9 protein-coding genes are annotated in these 19,323 nt (G+C 75.0%); 6 read left to right on the top strand and 3 right to left on the bottom strand.

All coding sequences use genetic code 11. The features are described 5' to 3' along the window. Nucleotides 1-90 precede the first annotated feature (90 nt). A complete protein-coding gene (locus CIK06_RS08930) occupies nt 91-2,082 on the bottom strand; it encodes a tetratricopeptide repeat protein (RefSeq protein WP_198348150.1) in 1,992 nt (663 codons plus the stop codon). Nucleotides 2,083-2,673: 591 nt separating this feature from the next. Here CIK06_RS08930 and CIK06_RS08935 point away from each other — a divergent pair. Further along, nucleotides 2,674-2,871 carry a hypothetical protein gene (locus tag CIK06_RS08935; protein WP_157756673.1) on the top strand — a complete coding sequence of 66 codons (198 nt, stop codon included), beginning with the start codon at nt 2,674-2,676 and terminating at the stop codon, nt 2,869-2,871. Between the two features lie 150 nt (nt 2,872-3,021). Here the strand turns inward: CIK06_RS08935 and CIK06_RS08940 are convergent, their stop codons facing one another. Together CIK06_RS08940 and CIK06_RS08945 are read right to left on the bottom strand one after the other, a co-directional pair. Then, nucleotides 3,022-5,511: a M20/M25/M40 family metallo-hydrolase gene (locus CIK06_RS08940; protein ID WP_095564436.1), complete on the bottom strand. Its 2,490-nt coding sequence runs from the start codon at nt 5,509-5,511 to the stop codon at nt 3,022-3,024. 16 nt (nt 5,512-5,527) lie between these two features. Then, complete coding sequence (locus CIK06_RS08945) at nt 5,528-6,163, bottom strand: response regulator transcription factor (protein WP_095564437.1); 636 nt, start codon at nt 6,161-6,163, stop codon at nt 5,528-5,530. A 402-nt stretch (nt 6,164-6,565) separates the two neighbouring features. On the opposite strand from CIK06_RS08945, the gene CIK06_RS32115 reads away from it, so the two are divergent. The 5 genes from CIK06_RS32115 (at nt 6,566) to CIK06_RS08970 (ending at nt 19,214) form a co-directional block, all read left to right on the top strand. Beyond that, nucleotides 6,566-9,541 (top strand): thioesterase domain-containing protein, encoded by a 2,976-nt coding sequence (locus tag CIK06_RS32115; protein ID WP_095564438.1) that lies wholly within the window; start codon nt 6,566-6,568, stop codon nt 9,539-9,541. Nucleotides 9,542-9,554: 13 nt separating this feature from the next. Then, nucleotides 9,555-11,951, top strand: coding sequence for an AMP-binding protein (locus CIK06_RS08955; RefSeq protein WP_095564439.1), 2,397 nt, complete (start codon nt 9,555-9,557; stop codon nt 11,949-11,951). Further along, complete coding sequence (locus CIK06_RS08960; RefSeq protein ID WP_095564440.1) at nt 11,948-15,568, top strand: AMP-binding protein; 3,621 nt, start codon at nt 11,948-11,950, stop codon at nt 15,566-15,568. Before CIK06_RS08955 ends, CIK06_RS08960 begins: the two co-directional genes overlap by 4 nt. 96 nt (nt 15,569-15,664) lie before the next feature. Continuing rightward, the gene (locus CIK06_RS08965) at nt 15,665-16,750 is read left to right on the top strand and encodes a GNAT family N-acetyltransferase (protein WP_095564441.1); all 1,086 of its coding nucleotides are present in this window, start codon (nt 15,665-15,667) and stop codon (nt 16,748-16,750) included. Further along, entirely contained in the window at nt 16,743-19,214 is a 2,472-nt protein-coding gene (locus CIK06_RS08970; protein ID WP_095564442.1) for a lantibiotic dehydratase, read from the top strand. The genes CIK06_RS08965 and CIK06_RS08970 overlap by 8 nt, the downstream gene beginning before the upstream one ends. Nucleotides 19,215-19,323 lie beyond the last annotated feature (109 nt).

Raw genomic sequence — 19,323 nt, forward strand, 5'->3', positions numbered from 1 at the left:
CGGTTCCGGCCGCTGGCCGCTCTCGCCCGGGACGCCCACCGGCGATGGGTGGCCGGCACGCTGCACCGCGGCCGTGCGGTGGCGCTCGGTCTACTGCTCGTCGATGGACCCGCGGACGTCCTCGAGGCGGCGACGCACGGCGGCGAGACGAGGGGAGCCGATCGATTCGAATATGGCGACCGCCTCGCGGTAGCACCGTCGCGCGATGTCGTCGTTCCCTCGCCGCTCGGCGATGCGGCCGAGCAGATCCAGCGCCTCGGCCTGCTCGTTCGCCGATCCGAGCTGAGCCATCCGGCCGGCTGCCTCCGTTGCCGCGTCGTCGGCTGCGTCGAGGTCACCGAGACCGAGCTGTGCGTCGGCGACGCCGAGAAGTACCCGTGCACCGTTGTACGGATCGGTCTCCGTCAGGCCGGCGAAGACGTCCGTTGCCTCTGCCAGTAGCGGCAGCGCGTCGGCGGGTCGTCCCATCCGGGTCAGCAGCATCCCGAGGTTGAGACAGGTCAACCCGAGGCTGCGCAGGTCGGGAAGCGACCTTCGCGCGGTGAGGACCCGGTCGAACGCCTCCGCCGCCTGCTGCTCCCGACCGGTGTCGGCGTACAGGGTCGCCAGTCCCTCCTCGGCGTCGACGGTGCCCTGCACATCGCCGATCTCCCGATGTCGCTCGACCGCCGCGAGGCCGTACCGCTCGGCCGCCTGGTGGTTGCCGACCCGGCTCTGGACTCTGGACAGGCGCTTGAGCATGTCCGCCTCGGCCTGCCGGTTGCCCCAGGCGCGAGCAGCCTGCACCCCTCGCTGGTCGACCTCGAGCCTGCGCGCGTAATCCTTGGTGTAGAGCCACAAGGGCCACGTCACGTCGCTGAGTTGCCAGGCAAGCTCGTGGAGCCCGAGCTTGACCGCGGCCCGGCCGGCGTCCATCAGGTTCTCCCGCTCCCGCTGCAACCAGGCGAGGGCGTCGGCGCGGCCACTGAACGCCGGCGTATCGGCGGGTCGACCCTGGTAGGCGTAGGGGAGCCGGCGTCGATAGGGGGTCACCGCGAGGTCCGCGCGGCGCGCCGCGGCGAGATAGAACTCCAGGATCGCCCGCGACACCGCTCGGCGGTCGTCTTCCGAGTCGTGTCGCTCGGACATCTCGCGGCCGTAGAGTCGGAGCAGATCGTGCAACCGGAACCTGTCGGCGACGGTTTCCTCCAACAGGCTGGCCTCCAGCAGTTCGTCTATCAGGCCGTCCACAGGGGCCGGATCACCCGGGTCCGTCGCGGCCACCGTTGCGACCAGGTCGGCACAGAACTCCGTTCCCGGGTGCAGGGCCAGCCGCCGGTACAGCATGGCGGCCGCCGGGGTCAACGCCGCATAGGAGACCTCGATCATCGCTCTCATGGAAAGCCCTTCGGTAGCGGAGAGCCGAGACAGCCGTTCCGTCTCGTCGGCAAGCTCGGACACCACCCGGCGCACCGTCAACCGTGGTCGGGCGGCCAGTCGGGCCGCGGCCACCACCAGCGCCAGCGGCAACCCACCACAGATCCGTACCAGTTCCTGAGCCTCTCCGGATTCCACGGCGATCCGTTCCCGGCCAACCGCCCGGCCCAGCAGCTCCACACCGGCCGGGCCGGGCAATGGGCCCACGTCGAGCAGGCGGGCGCCGTCGGGTATCAGGCCGGTCAGCCGACGGCGACTGGTCACGACGACCACCGCCGAACTGGATGCGGGCACCAGCGGCCTGACCTGCGCAGCAGACAAGGCATCATCGAGGAGAAGGAATATCGACCGGGTGGCGGTGACCGTCCGGTAGAGGGCGACCTGCTCGCGCAGGTCCGCGGGGATCCGCTGCGGTGGTGTTCCCAACGCCTGCAGGAAGGCTGTCAGCGCCGCACCAGGGTCCAGCGGATCTGCCCCGCTGAAGCCACGGAGATCGGCGTGGATCTGTCCGTCCGCGAACCGGGACCGTGCGGAGTGCGCCCATTGCCTGGCCAGCGCGGATTTGCCAACACCGCCCGGACCGCACAGCAGAATGACGTTCGCTCCCTGGTTCACAATCTGGTTCAGTCCGGCCATTTCGACCGTCCGACCGGTGAAATTGGCCAAGGGAGCAGGAAGTTGGCGAGGTACGAGGATGGGATTCTTTGCGGGATGATTTATATATATTCCACCGTGAATGGTTCCGGCCTGCACACTCGGACCGATCACCGTGCCGGGGAGCTGGTTCACCGAGGTTGGTGGCGGGTCTGACGTGGGGCGGGAGCTGTCAGGTTCCAATGTGCAGTGCCTTTCGCCAGGGTCGGTCACCGGCCTGTGGCGGGGGCTGGCAGCGCTGCTCGCCCGACGTCCATGTCTCGGCGTTCTCCTCCGCCGTGGCTCCGTGCTTGTTGCGAAATCGTCCCTCCCGCTCTTGGTTGGCCATCCCGGGATCCGTAGCCCAATCGAGCAACCGAGACCGATTCAGAAATAGACGCTCGTCCGCGGTCTCGTGGTCAGCGTAACGCGAAGGTTCGTGGATGAATGCTTTCCCGCAGTTCAGACGGACTTTCCGCTATAAGCTATATCGGCCATTAATGATTTCTGTCTAAATAATCCGATTTCATCTGATTGTATGGTCGATTGAGGATGTTGAATCTCATATCGTGAAACGGCCACCCTCGGGGTTTCCGCCCCCTTGGTGCGCTGTATTCTCCCGTGATGATCTTCATAGCGGCGGTCCTCGCGGACCTGATTGCCACTGGTTCTTGGCGCTCCGTGGGGAAGTTGGCCGTGCCCGGCGAAGGTATTTTCCTGGAGTGGGTGAAGTGGGTGACGTCCGTCACGGAGAGTATTTCTTTGATTACGTTCGAACCAGGTCATGTGCTGCAGTTCGTCGCATCTCTGCTGAGTCTCTGACGCACGACGGTTAAACCGCGGGCCCACCATCCCGGTTACGACAAGGGATGGTGGGCCCGGTCGCTGTATCGTGCCTGGCCAGACCCGCAGGCCGGGGGTCGGGTGGCCCACCGGGGCGGGCGATCCGGACTGGCGTGGACCGGGACCGGGTCAGAGGGGGAAGGTGCGGACCACGAAGGTCTGCGCCGGCATGAGGGGCCAGAGATTCCAGCTCACCTTCGGGTCGAGGGCCGGTGCGCCGGCGTCGGCCGGCAGGCCGGGCGCGGTCGTCACCACGCGGAACGGCACCGGACCCGGGCCGGTCGTCCGCACGGTCACCTCGACGCCTTCGGCGGGGGGTGCCACGTACCGGAATCCCCAGTGCCAGGCCGCGGAGGTGGTGCCGGCAATGTTCTGCCCGCCGTCGATCGGCACGCCGTCGACGTCGGCGTCGAGGATGCCGTGCGCGCTGGTGTCGGCGTACACGTCGGCGAGGTACGTGCCGGCCGGCAGCACCAGGCGGAAGCGGACGGTACGCACGTCGCCCTGCTGGTCCGCGGCGGTGGCCTCGACGCGCGGTCCGGCCAGACCGGCGGCGACCGGGGCCGGACCGCTGCTCATGGTGCCGCCGCCCAGCGCCGGTGCCCGGTCGTCGAGCCGGACCGGGTCGCCGGTCAGCAGGGGACCGACCTGCGGCTGTTCCGTACCGCCGAGGCTGACCCAGGTGGCCGTACCGGTGTCGGCCTCCAGCAGGTAGCCGAGACTCACCGGTCGGGGCCGGGTGGCGTCGTAGCCGTCCCGGGCCGCGCCGACGGCGGCGGTGGCCGCGGCGACGACCACCAGGGCGAGCGTGCCGGCGGTCAGCGTCCGGGGCCGGGGGAGCGGTTCCAGCGCGGGGGCGACGGCGGCCACGAGCAGAGCCGCCAGCAGCAGCGGCACCGGGCTCAGCGCCAGACTCAGCGCGGGCAGCAGGAGCAGCGCGATCGGCAGCACGAGCGCCGCGCCGGGTACGGCGGCGGCGCAGCCCGCGACCGCCCGCCACGGCGAGCCGGGGTCGGTGTACCGCAGCGCGGCGGCGAGCGCGGCCACCCCGACCAGCGCCGGCCAGGTGAACAGGTACGCCCCGCCGGGCAGCAGCACCGCCGTCAGCACGGCGAGGGCCACGAACCAGCCGAGCAGGCCGGCCACGACCTCCTGCGCGCTGGCCCGGCGGCGGACCCAGCGGAGCCCGACGACCAGCGCGGCGAGCAGCAGCAGGGTTTCGGCGACCGCGTACGGGCCGGGTCGGTAGACCGCGCCGAATCCGAGGCCGAACTCGGGCCGGATCAGGGTCAGGATCCACCAGCCGCCGATGCCGATCAGACCGACGGCCGGGATCGTCAGGCCGAAGATCGCGGCGGCCCTTCCGACTCCCCGCGGTCGCAGCCCGCGCCGCCGGCCGGCCCACAGCAGCAGCACGTAGCCGACCAGGGCGAGGCCGGCCAGCGGCAGCACCAGCCACGTGGGGTAGGTCAGGACGGTCCCGAACAGGGAGAAGTACGTCGCGTCCGGCCCCTGGACCGCGAGGTCGGCCCCGCCGAGGTAGCGGGCGGCGGCGAGGGCGGAGTTCCCGATGTGCTGCACGCTGGCCCGGCTCACGTGCGCGATGTCGTCGTGCGGGGTGTGGTAGTGCGCCGCCCCGTCGAAGAACGCGAAGTTGAGGCCCCGCATGCCGCCCCCGCGGAAGGCCGACAGGTCGGTGTCGTTGGGCAGCACGTCGTAGACCGCGGCGGCGAATGAGGTGGTGACCGCGTCGGCGGCGCGTACCGCCGGGGCCAGCCCGGTGCCGGCCATCTGGAACATCGCCGCCGGCCCGGACACGCCGCGGGCCTCCAGGTTGATCACGACGACCCGGGCCGGGTCGCCGGCCGCGCCGGAGTCGACGAACCCCTGCGCGCCGAGCAGCCCGGCCTCCTCGGCGTCGGTGAACAGCACGTCCACGTCGTTGCGCGGCCGCGGACCGGCGAGGATCGCCCGCGCGACCTCCAGCACGGCCGCGACGTTGGCGCCGTCGTCGGAGGCGCCGGGTCCGGTGGGTACGGAGTCGTAGTGCGCCACCAGCAGCACCCGGCCGGTGGGTTGGGTACCGGCGATCCGGGCGTGGATGTTGGAGACCGTGCCGACGTTGGGCCGGCCGCCGTCCGGCGCCCGGGTCGCGACCCGCTGCTGGACCTCGGGTTGCAGGCCGAGTCCGCGCAACTGGTCGAGGAGGAATTCCCGTACGTCGCCGGCGGCGGCCGAGCCGGCCGGGTGCGGGACGGTGGCGATCCCGCCGAGCAGCGACACGGCGCGCTCGGCCGAGAACTCCGTCTGCGGCGCGGTGGCCGGCCGGGCGGACGGGGGCCGCAGCGACACCGTGGCGGCCAGGCCGGAGAGCAGGACCAGGAGCAGGACGGCGAACGCCGCGACGCGCTGCCGGCGCGGCGCGGGGGCGGCGACGTCGCCCGCGGGTACGGGATCGGTGCGCTCCGGGATCGCGCCGGGCGGAGGACCCCCGGCCGTGGGATCCCCGGCCGTGGGATCCCCGGCCGTGGGATCGCCGGCCGTGGGATCGCCGGCCGCGGGGGTGTTGCCGGGTTCGGGATCGGCGGTCTCCGGCGTTGTGTCCGGGTGAGTTGTCATGGGTCCCGTTCCGGGGTCAGGCCGCTGGTTCCATCGGGTCGTCGCCGCTTTCCGGCGGGTTGTCCGGCGGCGGCGCGATCAGGCGTCCGAGCAGGGCGGCCCGGGTGAGTTCGGCCTTGTTGCCGGCGCCGAGCTTGGCGCGGATGCGCTTCACGTAGGTGTCGACCGTGTGTGGGCTGATGCCCAGCCGGTTGGCGATCTGGCCGTGTGTCAGGCCGCGGGATATCTGCCCGAGCACCTGCACCTCGCGCTCGGAGAGCTGGCAGCCGGCAACGGTCCGCTCCGCCGGTGGGCACTCCCCGCCGGGGGTGCGGCCGGCCACCACCGCGTGCACCGCCCGGACGAGCCGGTCCCCGGGCTCGCGTTTACTGATCACGCCGGTGGCGCCGGCCCGCAGGTAGTCGTTGCCGCAGGCGGTCCGCTCGTCGAACAGGGCCAGCACGGGGGTGCAGCGGGCGAGCCGGGCCAGGTACGACCGGTCCTGTGTGGACGGCAACGCGTCGACGTCGACAAGTGCCACGTCGGCCAGCCAGGACGCCTCCTCGGCGGCCGAGTTCCTCGTCGCGACCACCTTGATGCCCGCGCCGGTCAGGATGTGGACCAGTCCGAGGAGAAAGATCGGTGAGGTGATGAGGAGGTCGGCACGAATCACAGGTGTTCCTCTGCGTCGGGGTCCCAACCGGGTCCTACGGAGTCCTGTCACCGAACGGTCGCGCCGAAATCTGCCCCGTACACGCCGTTGCGCAACGAGCACGCTCCACCGGGGTGGCTCCCTGAGCAGGCCGTATGCCCAGCTCGGGTGCCACCCGAAGTTGATCGTCTCGAATGACCCGACGCTAGCAGTCCTGGCAGGCGGGACAGGTCCCCCTTTAGGGGACCCCGGCCTGGACACTCGGCCCGGGGTGCGCTGCTAGGGCCCGTGTCCTGGGACGCCGGCCGGCGGTCGGACCGGGTCGCCGGTTCCGGCGACACGACACCTTTTGTGGCCGCCGATAGCGTCCGGGACGATGGCAGGGCCCGGGTGGCGGGCGGTGGTCGGCCAGGGGAGATAGCCGTGCGGGACTCGGACGACGACGCCGTCGCGGTCGTCGGGTTGGCGGCCCGGTTGGTCGACGCGGACGACGTCGAGGAGTTCTGGCTCAATCTGGTACGCGGTCGCCCGTTGGCGCCGCCGGAACCCGGCATCACCGTACCGGCCGATCTCGGCGGCTCGACCGCGCGCCTGGCGGTCGAGAACGCCGGGTACGACCCCGCGGCGCTGCTCGGTGGGCTGCCGCCGATCGTCCCGGACGACACCGCAACGACCGCCTTCGCGTACCGGCTGGAACCGGCCGGGCCGGGTGGCGTGGTGCGGGCCGACGACCCGGACGCGTTCGTGGCGCTCCGGCGCGCCGGGCTGGCGTTGCGCAGCGGCCGGCGCGACCTGGTCGTGGTCGGCGCCGCGGACCCGGCCGGCGGGTCCGCCGCCGCGATCCTCATCAAGCGGCTCCGCGACGCGATCGAGGACCGCGACCACATCTGGGCGGTGCTGCGCGGGGTCGCCACCGTCGCCGGTGACGGTCCGGCGACGGCGGACGGTCCAGCGGAGAACGGTCCGGCGGAGAACGGTCCGGCGGCGGACGGTCCGGCGGCGGACGGTCCGGAGGCGGAGGTGGCCCGGCTGGCGCTGAGCCGGGCCGGCGTGCAGCCCGGCGACGTCGCGTACCTGGAGGCGGAGGGCACTCCCGACGAACTGGCGGGGCTGGCCGCGGCGTACCCGGGCGCGGGCTGCGCGCTCGGCTCGCTCGACGGGGCCGGCTCCGGCCCGGTGGCCGGGCTCCTGCGGGTCATGAAGCTCTGCCTGGCCCTGGAGCGGGAACAACTGCCCGCCAGCGCCGGCACGGTCCGGCCGCCGTTCTGCCCGCAGGACCGGGTGGCACCCTGGCCGCGCGCCGCGGGACGACCGCGCTACGGCGCGGTCGGCGCGCCGGACGCGCACGCCGTGCTGGCCGAGGCGCCGCCGCAGGCGTACGCCATGCACGCCGACGAGCCGCGCGTGGTGCTCTGGTCGGCGCGCGATCCGGAGGCCGAGCGGGACCTGCGCGGCCGGCTCGCCCGGCACTTCGTCTGGCGCGGCGAGGAGGTGTACGCCGACAGCGTCGCCACGCTCCAGCACGGCCGGGCGGTGTACCCGGTGCGGGCCGCCGCGGTGTGCGTCGGTGCCCTCGACGCCGCGGCGGCGCTCAGCGCCGCCGACGGCTCCCGGGTGATCCTGCCCGGCCCGGGCGGGCCCGGGACGCCCGACCCGGTCACCCTGGTCTTCCCGGGCCGCTTCGCCGCCCCGGCTCCGGCCGCCCCGGCTCCGGCCGCCCCGGCTCCGGCCGCCCCGGCCGCCCCGGCCGCCCCGGCCGCCGTCGACCCGGCGGCCGCCAGCGCCGTCGATCCGGCCGCCACGGGCGCCGTCGACCCGGCCGCCGACCCGGTGGACCTGGCCCGTGACCTGCACCGGGCCGTGCCGGGCTTCGCCGCCGCCCTCGACCACTGGCTCGACCTGCTCGACCACCCCGACCTGCCGGTACGGCGGCGCTGGTCCGCCGGCAGCGGTGGCTGGGACGACCCGGCCCTGCTGTTCGCGGTCGAGATGGCGCTCGCCCAGCTCTGGCAGCAGGCCGGTGTCCGAGCGGCGGCGGTCCGCGGCGACGGTCTCGGCGTGCTGGCGGCCGCCGCGCTGGCCGACGTGTTCACCCCGGCCGACGCCGCGACGCTGGTGCGCGCCGCCGTGTCCGTGACCGGCGCGGACCGGTCCGACGTCCTGCGGCGCGCCTTCGCCGAGGTCCCCGCGAAGCCGCCGGCGCTGCGGCTGTACCGGGCCGACACGGGCGTGCCGGTGACCGCCGCCGAGGTCGAGGACCCGGCGTTCTGGGCGGACCAACTCGGCGCGCCGGCCGCCGCCGGGCCAACCGGTCCCGGCTCCGCGGCCGAGCCGGCCGGCTCCGCCGCCGGGTTTGCGACCGCCGGGCCGGCGGAACCCGCCACCGGTCTCGCCGGGGACGCCGTCGAGCTGCGGCCCGGGCCGCTGGCCGCGCTGCTGGGCACGGCCGCGCGGCTCTGGACCCGGGGTCACCCGATCCTCTGGGAGGCGATCGGGCAGCAGCCGCTGCGGCACCGCGTACCGCTGCCCGGCCACCCGACCGGCACGCCGGCGACCGACCTGGTTCCGCTGGCCGCCGCCGTGCCGCGCCGCACCGCCGGTACCGGCCGGGCGGCACCGGTCGGGATCACCGTGCTCACCCCGCCGACCGACGGCCCGCTGGTGCTGGCGATCCCGTACGCCGGCGGCTCCGGGCGCGCCCTGCAGGTCGTCCGCGGACACCTGCCGACCGGCTGCGGGCTGGCCCTGGTCGACCTGCCCGGACACGGGCGGCGGATGGGGGAGCCGTGCCTGCGCGACGTCGACGAGGTCGTCGACGAACTGGTGCGTACCCTGCCGTCGCTGCCGACCCGGCGGCTGCTGCTGCTCGGCTACAGCCTCGGCGGGTCGTTCTCGTACGAGCTGGCGGCCCGGCTGAGCGCGGCCGGAACCCCGCCGGAGGGCGTGGTCGTCTGCGGCTCGCGGTCCCCGCAGACCGGTGTCGGGCACCCGCCGGTGGCGCACTGGCCGGCGGGGCAGGCGTTCCTGCGCGCCGCCGTCGACATGGGACTCGCCGCCCAGGAGATGCTGGAGCTGGCCGAGCTGGCCGAGTCCTTCTCGGGACCGTTGCAGGCCGATCTGGAGATGGTGGAGACGTTCCCGTTCCGGCCGCGCCGCCGGCCGCTGCCGGTGCCGGCCTGCGTGCTCGGCATGCGCGGCGACTGGGTGGTGCCGGAGCCCTCGCTGCGGGGCTGGGACGCCCTGTTCGCCGACCCGCCGCGGCAGCTGCGGGTGGACGGCGGCCACCTCGCCGTGCACGAGAACGAGCGGGAGTTCGGCGCCGCGGTCCGGGACGCGCTGGAGCACCTGGTGCAACCCGACCCGAGCGGCGGCGACCAACCGAGCATGTCGATCGCGTGAGGAGGGCGGCGCCATGAGCCAGACCGTCGAGTACCCGCCGGGCGAATGGAACGCGACCGACCACCCGTACCGGGACGACATCGTGCCCGCCCAGCTCATCCTGGAGGCCGCGCGCCGGGCGCCGGACGCGCCGGCCGTCCTGGACGCCGGCGGCCCGGTCTACACGTACGGCGAACTGGTGGCCGCCGCCGGACGCCTGGCGCGGCTGCTGCACGAGCGGGGTGTGGGGCCGGGCGACTACGTCGGGGTCGTCGGCCGGCACCGGCCGGACACCGTCGTGGCGCTGGTGGCGGTCGCGCTCAGCGGCGCCACGTTCGTGCCGTGCCACCCCGACTGGCCGCCGAACCGGCTCGGCTACGTGCTGTCCAGCACCGGGGCGCGCTGCCTGGTCGGCGGCATCGCGGACCTGGCCCGGGTGGACACCTGGCCGCCGGTGGCGCCGGGGCTCACCGACCTGGTCGCCCTCGACGTCGACGCGGACACCCCGCCGCTGCTGCCCGACCGCGAGCGGGTGGCCCGGCGGTGGGACGCCGCGGTGGCCGCGGCCGACCCGGTCGCGGCCGCCGGCCTGACACTGCCCGGCGGCCACCGGCACACCGGGGCCGACCTCGACGCGTACGCGGCGCACGTGGCCGGGCTGGTGCTGGCCGAGCAGCCCTCGACCGTCCTGGAGATCGGCTTCGGTTCCGGCGCGGTGCTGCGCCGGGTCGCGCCGCAGGTGGACCTCTACGCCGGCCTGGACCCGGCCGAACAGGCGGTGCGGGCCGGCGTGGCCTGGGCCAAGGACGAGGGGATCTTCGCCGACCTGGTACGCGGGTTCGCCGACGAGGTGGCCGAACTGCTGCCCGGCTCGTACGACGTGGCCGTGCTCGCCGGCACCGTGACGCACTTCCCCGGCGTCCGGTACCTGCGCGCCACCCTCGACCGGCTGGCCGGGGTCGTCCGGCCCGGTGGCGCGGTCGTGGTCGCCGACGTCGTCCCGCCGGGCGCCGCCCCGGCGCCCGGGCTGCTCACGCTGCCGGCCGAGTTCTTCGCCACGCTCGATGCGGGCACCTGGTCGTCGATCGAGGTCCGGCCGCGGGAGGGCGTGCCGGGGCTGCCCGCGGAACTGGCCAACCGGTACGACGTGGTGTTGCGGCGGGCGGAAGCCCCGGCGGCGACCACCGCCGGCCCGGACACGACCGGCCCGGACACGACCGGCCCGGCTACGACCGGCTCGGCCGGGCTGCGGGTCTGGACCCGTCGGGACGTCCAGCGCCGCGCCGGGCACCTGTCGCCGCGCGGTCGTCCCGGCGACATCGCGTACGTCATCTTCACCTCGGGCTCGACCGGGCGGCCCAAGGGTGTCACGGTGTCCAACACGGCGCTGGTGAACATGCTGGAGTGGGTCACCGCGGAGTTCGGCGTGGGGCCGGCCGACCGGCTGCTCCAGGTCACCTCGTTCTGCTTCGACCTGTCCATCTACGACATCTTCGGCCTGCTGGCCGCGGGCGGGTCGATCCGGCTGGCCAGCGACGAGGAGCTGACCGAGCCGGCCCGGGTGGCGGACATCCTGATCTCCGAGCCGATCACGTTCTGGAACTCCGCCCCGCCGCTGTTCGCCTGGGTGCTGCCGTTCCTGTCCACGTCCACCGCGGACGGCCCCGGGCGGCGCTCGATGCGGCTGATGTTCCTCGCCGGGGACTGGATCGCGCTGTCCGTGCCGGACGAGATCAGGACGATCTTCCCGAACGTGGAGATCATCAACTACGGCGGCGCGACCGAGACGACGGTCTGGTCCACGTACTTCCGGATCGGCGCGGTCGACCCGGCCTGGCCGAGCATCCCGTACGGCCGTCCGATGTGGAACGCCCGGTACTACGTGCTGGACGAGCGGCGGCAACCCGTGCCGATCGGCGAGCCCGGCGACCTGTACGCGGCCGGGACGGTGCTGGCGGTGGGCTACCACGGCGACCCGGTGCTGACCGCCCAGCGGTACGTCCCGGACCCGTTCGTCCCCGGCGAGCGGATGTACGCCTGCGGCGACCGCGGCCTCTGGCGGCCCGACGGCGAACTGCAGTTCCTCGGCCGGGTCGACCACCAGGTGAAGATCCGGGGATTCCGGGTCGAACTCGGGGAGATCGAGTCGGTCATCGCCGCGGTCGAGGGGGTACGGGAGGCCGTGGTGGTCACCGTGGACGCCGCCGGCGCCCGCTCGCTTGCCGCGTTCTACACCTGCCGGCCGCCCGGGGCGCCGGTGGAGCTGGTCCGGACCGCCCTGGTCGACCGGCTTCCCGAGTACATGGTGCCGGCCCGGCTCAGCCAACTCGACGAACTGCCGCTGACCTCCAACGGCAAGGTCGACCGCGCCGCGCTGGGCGAACTGGCCCGCACCCAGACGGCGACCGACGGGCCGGGAGGTGCGGCGTGACGACGCAGGACACGGCCGGCGGGGTCGACATCGCCGCGCGGATCGAGGCGATCTGGGCCGACGTGGTCGGGCTCGACGGACCGGTCGAGCGTGACCAGGGGTTCCTCTCCTCCGGCGGGCACTCGCTGGCCGCCGCCCGGCTGATCGCCCGGATCCGCGCCGACCTCGCCGTCGACCTGCCGATGTCGGTGATCCTGCGGGACGACCCGACCCTGATCGAACTCGCCCAGGCGGTCACCGACCGGCTGGCCGCCCGCGCGGAATCCGCGGCCGGCGTACCTGCGGCCGGCGGCCTCGCGGCCGACGGGTCCGCGGCGGGTGCGGCCCCGGCCGGCGGGTCCGCGGCGGCCGGGTCCCCGGCGGCCGGGTCCCCGGCCGGGGACGGCGCGCACGCCGCGCCGGACGCGGTGCCGCTCGCGCCGACCCTGCGACGCATCTGGACCTGGCACCGGCTGCACCCGGACTCGCCCGCGTACAACGTGGTGCGGGTGCTGCGGCTGGCCGGCCGGGTCCAGCCGGCCGCGCTGCGCGCCGCCCTCGCCGACCTGGCCGCGCGGCACGAGGCGCTGCGCTGCGCCGTGGTCGAACCGCGGCCCGGCCAGCCCGAGGTCGTCCTCGGCACCGGCACACCGGTGCCGCTCTCGGTCGAGGTGGTCCGCGGCGAGGACGGCGCGGCGGTGGAGGAGGCCCTGCGGCGGGTCGCCGACCGCCCGTTCCCGATGGACACCGCCCCGCTGTGGCGGGTCGGCGCGGTCTACGCCCCCGCGCTGGATCGCACGTTCCTCGTCCTGGCCATGCACCACATCATCTCCGACCTGCGGACCACCGACATCGTGCTGGCGGAGCTGGCCCGCGCCTACGCCGCCCGTGCCGGCGGCGCCGCACCGCAGTTCGCCGAGGCGGCGCCGAGCCTGCTCGCCCACCTCGCCCACGAGACCGCCGTTGTCGGCACGCCCCGCTGGAACGACGACCTGGCCTGGTGGTCCGGCGCGCTGGCCGGCGCCCGCTCGGCCGTGCCGCTGCCGCTGTCGGCCGGCGAGCGCGACGAACAGGTCTTCGCGGCCACCACGCACAGCCTCGACCTGCCGGCCGCCGAGTCGGACGCGCTCGACGAGGCGCTGCGGTCCCGACGACTCACCCCGGCGCTGCTCTTCCTCACCGCCGCCAGCTCGGTGCTGGCCGCGTGGAGCGGGCAGGACGGCGCCGAGGTGGTCGGCCTGCCGAGCGTACGGATCAGCCGGCCCGAGGACGAGCGGCTGGTCGGCTTCCTCCTGGACACCCTGCCGCTGCCGGTGGCGCCGGACCGCACCCGGGCCTTCCTGCACGCGTACGGGCAGTTGCGCGACGCGTACGCGGGCGCCGCCGACCACGCCTCACCGGCGTTCGACGACGTGATCGACCGGCTCCGGCTGCCGCGCAGCACCCGCAGCCCGCTGATCCGGCTGTGGTTCAGCGACCTCACCCAGGCGGTCACCCCGGCGGCCTTCGGTGACCTGGCCGCGGAGGAACACGACCTGCCGCCGAGCTGGGCGCTGTTCGACCTCGGGCTGTACCTGTGGCGCACGGCGACCGGCTACCGCCTGCATCTGGTCAGCCCGCGTGGCCTGTGCGCACCGGCGGACACGGCGGCGCTGCTGCGGCAGATCATCGCCACCGCGAGCCGGGCCGCCGCCGATCCGGCCCGGCCGCTCGGCGAACTGCTCGCGGCGCCGGCCGCCGGGGACGCGTCGGCACCGGCGTCCGCCGGGACCGGGCCGGCTGCCGGAACCGCGTCGGCCGACGCGGTCGAGCCGGCCGCCGGCGACGAGCCGGCCGGCGCGGAGTCCGTCGTGGAGGCCGTGCGGCGGTACGCCGCGCAGCGGCCCACGGCCGTGGCCCTGGCCGACCGGCTCGGCACGCTCGACTACGGCACGCTGGACGCGCTGGTGGACACGGCCGCCGCGGCGCTGCCGGCCGGCGTGGCGGTGGCGGTGCCGGCCCGGCGCGACCGTGACTTCGTGGTCCGCCTGCTGGCCTGCTGGCGCGCGGGCGCGACCGCGGTGCTCATCGACGCGGAGTGGCCGCAGCGGCGCCGGCGGCGGGCGTTCGAGGTCGGCGGCGTGACCCTGGCCTACCCGTGGACCGGGGACGGGCCGGCGGAACCCACCGGCGCGGCGGAGCGGCCGATCGAACCGGCCGGCCCGGGGCGGCCCGCCCGAGCCACCGAGCCGGCGGGGCGGCCGGCCGGCGGCCCGGCGCACGTGCTGTTCACCTCCGGCACCACCGGCGACCCGCTCGCGGTCCGGGTGGCCACCCCCGTCGCCGACGGCGGCCTCGCCGACCTGGCCGCCCTCATCGGGATGCGGCCCACCGACCGGGTGTCGATGCTCAGCGGCGCGGCGCACGACCCGGTGCTGCGCGACATCGGGCTCGCGCTGCGGGCCGGCGCCACCGTCTGCCTCCCGCCGCCGGAGACCTTCGCCACCCCGGTACGGCTGGCCGACTGGCTGGAGCGGGAGCGGGTGACCGTGCTCAGCTCGACACCGGCCCTGCTGGCGCTGGTGTTCGGCGCCGAGGCCCGGTCGCTGCCCGCGCTGCGGGCCGTGGTCTGCGGCGGATCCCCGCTCTCGGCGACCACCGCCGAGCTGATCCGCGGCTGCGCGCCGGACGCCACCGTGGTCAACGGGTACGGCTGCACCGAGACCCCGCAGATCGTGGTGGCGCATCGGATCACCCCGGACCAGCCGGTGCCGCCGACCGCCCAGGTGCCGATCGGGGCGCCGCTGCCGGGCCGGCGGGTGGAACTGCGCACCGCCGACGGGCGGCGCTGCGACGTCGGCCAGCTCGGCGAACTCTGGATCGCCGAGCCGCACATCGCGGCCGGCTACCTCGGCGACGACTCCGTACCGCGCTCGGCCGCCGGACGGTTCGGCACCGACCCGTCCGGGCTGCGCTGGCTGCGTACCGGTGATCTCGCCCGGCTCGACGCGGCCGGGCGGCTGCACCTGGCCGGCCGCACCGACCGCCAGGTGCTGCTCAACGGCCACCGGGTGATGCTTGAGGAACTGGAGGAGGTGACCCGGGGCTGCGCCGGGATCACCGACGCGGTCGCCCAGGTCGTCGGCGACCTGGGCCGGCAGGCCGTGCGGATCTGGGCGCAGCGCGCCCCGGGAACGACGGTCGGCGAGGAGGCGGTGCGGGCGCACCTGGTGGCCACCCTGCCGGCGGGCGTCGTACCGGCCCGGGTGATCGTGGTCGACCGGCTCGACATGAGCACCACCCTCAAACCCGTCGCGCCCGAACAGGAGCCGGCGCCGGCCGGTCCCGAACCGGCCCTGGACACCCGGCTGCGCGAGCTGGCCGAATCGGTGCTGGGACAGGTGCTGGACCCGGCCACGAACTTCTTCGACGCCGGCTTCACGTCCGTGTCGCTGCTGCAGATGAGCGCCGAGCTGAGCGACATGCTGGACCGTCCGGTGGAGGCGTTGAGCCTGTTCCACCATCCCAACCTGCGGGCGCTCAGCGCGTACCTGTTCGGTGCCCCGACGGGCAGGCCGGCCGCGGTGATCCGGCGTCCGCCGCGGACGGGTCGGACCGGACGGAGCGTTCGGAGCGTTCGGAGCGGCTGGCCCGGATGAACGCCAGCCGGCGCCAGGTGCGCAGCTGGGTCCAGGAGTCGCTGGCCGGTTCGCCGTAGCCGGCCGTACCGCGCTGATCAGGGATGGGTGACGCCGATGCGGGTGGAACTGCGGTCCAGGCTCGACGACGGGCTGCTCGACGAGCTGCGCGTGCCGTCGACGCCGGTCTACAGCGGCGAACTCGAACGGATCCAGCTCGCCCAGCTCGGCCACGGCAGCACGACGTACGTCGTCGCCCGCGACGGGCAGGGCCGCGCCGCCGGCCTGACCCCGGTCTACACCACGCGGCCGCCGTGGCACCCGTCCACCGACCCGGCCGCGCTCCCGCCCGCCGACGCCGCGACGCTCGCGCTGGCCGGCTCGTACGGCGTCTACTCGAACTACCTCAGCATCGGCGCGTCGGTGCCCGGCGCCGAGGCGCCGCGGGTGGCCGCCACCCTGGTCGAGCAGGCGCGCACGCTGGCCCGCGAGGCCGGCTGCGGGCACGTGGTGTTCCCCTACCTCGACCCGACCCAGGCGGCCTGGCTGGCGCCGTACCGGGCCGCGGCCGCCGCGGTCAGCGTGCGCGAGAAGGCGGTGCTGGGGATCGAATGGAAGACGTTCGACGAGTACGTCTCCTGGCTGCCGACCCGCCGGCGCACCCCGGTACGCCGGCAGCGCCGCCGGCTGGCCGAGAGCGGGCTGGTCATCCGGGAACGGCCGGTCGCGCAGGTGGCGGGGGAGCTGGCGCCGCTGCTGGCCCAGACCAACCAGCGGTACGGGCAGGACGCCGACCCGCAGCGGATCGAGTTCCACTACACCCTGCTCGGCACGCACCTGCGGGACGACTTCGTGGCGCTGGTCGCGTACCAGGACGGCCGCCCGGTGGCCTGCTCGCTGCTGCTGGCCTGCGGCAACCGGTGGATCTCGAAGGCGTGGGGGTGTGACTACACCCGCGCCGACCACCGGTTCCTCTACTTCAACCTGGTCTTCTACGAGCCGATCAGCCGGGCCGTCGAGCGCGGCTTCGCGCTGCTCGACTACGGCATCGGCGGACTGGAGTCCAAACTGGAGCGGGGCTGCACGGTGCAGGAGCTGCGCACGATGCTGATCGCCTCGGACGGTGCCGCATCCGCCGGTTCGGGCGCTGCCGTGCCCGCCGGTTCGGACGCTGCCATCGGGAAGGGCGGGCACGATGGGTGACCACCGGACGGAGCTGGATCGGGGCTGGACGCTCTGGCGGCTCTGCGCGCTGCGCTCGGCCGGCCTGCCGATCGAACTGCTCGACGTGCTCGGCGACCCGCTCGGCGACCCGCACGGCGACGTACCGGCGGGCGGCGACGAAGCGGGCGGTGGCCTGCCGGGCGGTGGCCTGCCGGGCGGTGGCCTGCCGGGTGGTGGCGCCGACGCGGTGCGCGCGGCGCGCCGGGCCGCGTTCGACGCCATCCTCGCCGACGACCGCTTCCGGGCCGCGCTGACCTGGCAGAACCCGGAGGCCGTGGACACCTGGGCGGCCAGCCACGCCGCCGCGCTGAAGGCGGGGGAGCGACCCCGGGTCAGCGGCCACCGGTTCGGGCACCGGATGGCCGTGCTCACCCGGTACGCGCAGCGCTACTGCACGAAGAACGACACGATCGGCTTCTTCGGGCCGGTGGCGTGGGCGAGGCTCGGCGGCGGTTCCCGCGGCTACACCGGGGCCGGTGGGATCCGCCGCGCCGCCGCGTACGTCGAGGTGTGGGCGGTGCAGTCGATCGCCGCGCGGTGGAGCGTCGACCCGGAACTGCGCGCGTACGTACCGATCCGGATCGACCCGTCCTGCACCGTCCGCGACGGCTCGGTGCTGCGCCCGTACCGGCGTCCCCACCCGCTCACCACCGACCAGGCGCGGGTGGTCGCGGCGCTGGCCGCCGGCGTCGAGCGGGTCGGCGACCTGCCGCCCGGCGAGCCCGCCGCCGGCGCGCCGGCGTCCGATGAGGCCGCGGCCGGCCCGCGAACGACCGGTGAGGCCGCGGCCGGCTCGCGGGCGACCGCTGACGCCGTGGCCGGCTCGCGGGCGACCGCTGACGCCGTGGCCGCGCTGCGCGCGGCCGGCGTCGTGCAGGTCGGATTCCGGGTGCCCATCGGCAGTCATCCGCTGGACGGGCTGGAACGGCAGCTCGCCGGGCTGCCGGACGCCCCGCTGCGCAAGGACCGGCTGGACCGGCTCGCGCGGATCCGCGACGCCTGCCGGGCGGTGTCGGCGGCCGAGGACCCCGAGCGGCTCCGGGTGGCGCTGCGCGACGCCTCCCGGGCGCTGGACGCGGCGGCCGGGGCGCCGGTACGCCGGGAGGACGGCTTCACGGTGGGCGGCCGTACGCCGCTCTACCTGGACTGCCGGCGCGACCTGGACGCCACGATCGACGACGACCTGCTGGATGAGCTGGCCCGGCCGCTCGGCGTGCTGCTGGACGCGGCGCGGTGGCTCTGCGGCCAGGTCGCCGACGCCGCGGAGGAGTCCCTCACCCGCACCTACCGGCGGCTCGCGGCCGGCCGGACCGAGGTCACCCTCTCCGACCTGTACATGGCCGCCGCCGACCTGCTCGAACCCGGCGGCCGGGCGTTCGCGGACATCGTGACCGACTTCCAGCTGCGCTGGGCCGAGATCATCGGTGCCGGTGCCGGTGCCGGTGCCGGTGCCGGTGCCGCCGCCGGCGGCGACGGTCCGGCCGACGTCGACCCGGCGTACGCCCGCCGGCTGGCCGACGCGCTGTTCCCGGCGCCGCGGCGGACCTGGGCGGCGGCCCGGCTGCACAGCCCGGACGTCATGCTGCGGCGCCGGCCCGACGGCGGGCTGTCCTGGGTGCTCGGTGAACTGCACGTCGCGCTCAACACGCTGGAGAGCCGGTTCTTCAGCGCGCAGGCCGACGACGCGACGGAACTGGTCGACGCGATGGCCGCCGACATGGCGCCCGGCCGGGTCGTGCCGCTGTACCCCAGCAGCGCGCGGGACGTCAGCTCGCGCAGCTACCCGCCGCTGTCGCTGGACCCGCCCGGCCACTACCGGTACGTCTCGTTCGGCTCCGACGACGGCCACCCCGAGGGGGTACGGGGCACCCCGGCCACCGCGATCACCGTGTCGGAGCGGGCCGGCGGCCTGCTGGCGACCTGCGACTCGGACGGCTGGGCGGCGCCGGTGCTCGAATGCCTCGGCGAACATCTGAGCGCGGTCACCGTCAACCTGTTCAAGCTGCGGGCACCGGCCGCCCACCGGCCACGGGTGTCGATCGGCTCGGTGGTGGTGGCCCGGGAAAGCTGGCGGCTGCCGCTGACCCGGCTCGCCGAGGCCGCCGCCCGGGATCGTGACCCCGCCCAGCTCGGGCTGCGCGGCTGGCTGCGCGACGCCGGCATGCCGCGGCACGTCTTCGCCCGCGTACCCGGGGATCCGAAGCCGTTCTACGTGGACCTGGCCTCGCCGTCGCTTGTGGACAACCTGGCCCGGGCGGCCCGGCGGGCCGCGCGCACCGAACCGGCGGACGCCGAGGTCGAACTGGTCGAGATGGTGCCCGAGCCGGCGGAGCTGTGGCTGCGGCTGCCCGACGGGACGTACACCGCGGAGCTGCGTCTGGTCGCCGTCGACCCGGAACCGGCCCGGCCGGCATCCTGGGACCTGGCGGCCCCGCCGGCCTGATTCCGCGGGGGAGGTCGGTAATTGCATTGGCGGGGTGGTTTCGGCCCTTGACAGTTACCGAGTTGGATACCTTAATATTCAAGATCTCAGATCATGCGGGGGTCGAATG

Origin of the sequence: Plantactinospora sp. KBS50, assembly GCF_002285795.1 — a bacterium.
GTDB lineage: Bacteria > Actinomycetota > Actinomycetes > Mycobacteriales > Micromonosporaceae > KBS50.